This is a genomic window from Myxococcus sp. CA039A (genome assembly GCF_013336645.1).
Taxonomy (GTDB): Bacteria; Myxococcota; Myxococcia; order Myxococcales; family Myxococcaceae; genus Myxococcus; species Myxococcus llanfairpwllgwyngyllgogerychwyrndrobwllllantysiliogogogochensis.
Window position 1 is genome coordinate 1 of sequence record NZ_JABUMQ010000678.1, and the last position, 1176, is coordinate 1176.

Consider the following 1176-nt stretch of genomic DNA (forward strand, 5'->3'; position numbering starts at 1 on the left):
TGAAGTGAGCGGGAAGAGGGAGCAGGGGCACCTCTCGTTCGGCTCTGTGTGCGCAGAAGACCTGAGAGCGAGAAGGCCCTGCCCGAGGGCAAAGGTAGGCAGTGGCTGAAGAGGAAGCAGCGCCAGGCGCTGCTGCGATGGGGCGAGAAGAGCGGCTGCCCGCTCACCATGCGACGGTGCATGGCGGTGGCGGCGGTGGGGAGGGGTGCCTCGTGCAACGCAGCAGCCCGGGACTTGGGCTGCGCCACCTCCACCGTCGTCAGCGCGGTGCGCCGCTACCGGGAGGACGGACGCGGAGCGCTGCGAGACAGGAGGGAGGGCAACGGCCAGCGCAAGGTCGACGAGCGATTCCGAGAGAGGCTGGCGCGGGTGTTGGTGGGAACGCCCGAGGACTGGGGCTGGTGCCGGCCCACCTGGACACGGGAGTTGCTGTGCTTGGAGCTTGAGCGCCGGGGGTTGCCCCAGGTGTCCGTGGCGACCATGGGACGCGCGCTCACCTGGCTCGGCGCGAGGCGCAAGGCGGCCAGGCCCATCGTCGAGTGTCCCTGGCCCGCCTGGAAGCGTCGGCGCCGGCTCTACGAGTTGAAGTGCCTGCATGCCCACAAGCCCCCCGAAGAGCCCGTGCTCCACGTGGATGAGGTGGACATCCATCTCAACCCCAAGGTGGGACACGACTGGTGTCTTCCGGGGCAGCGCCGGGTGGTGGTGACACCGGGCAACAACCAGAAGCGCTTCCTGGCCGGAGCGTTGAATGTCCGGACGGGGAAGCTGACGTGGGTGGAAGGCAACTCCAAGGCCAGCGACCTCTTCATCCAGTTGCTCTGGCGCCTCGCGGGTGAATACCGGCGCGCTCGCCGCATCCACCTCGTGCTGGACAATGCCGCGGTCCACACCAGCCAGAAGACTCGCAAGGCCCTTGCCCAACTTGGAGGGCGCATCGTGCTCCACTTCCTGCCGCCCTACTGTCCCCAGGGCAACCGCATCGAGCGCGTGTGGCTGGACCTGCACGCCAACGTCACGCGAAACCACCGCTGCCGCACCATGGACCAGCTCATGGTGCGGGTACATGCCTACCTCAACGCGCGGAATGCACAGCGCTCTGCCTGTCCATCCCTGCGCCGAGCCGACCTCAGGCGTGCCTCCTGACGTCGTGCGAGAATCGAGATCGTTGGTTTA

Annotated in this window: 1 protein-coding gene; it reads left to right on the forward strand. The window is 67.6% G+C overall.

The window, feature by feature from the left end; genetic code table 11:
- The first annotated feature begins 48 nt into the window (after positions 1-48).
- Positions 49-1146, forward strand: coding sequence for an IS630 family transposase (locus tag HR086_RS46975; RefSeq protein ID WP_371745824.1), 1098 nt, complete (start codon positions 49-51; stop codon positions 1144-1146).
- The last annotated feature ends 30 nt before the right edge of the window (positions 1147-1176 follow it).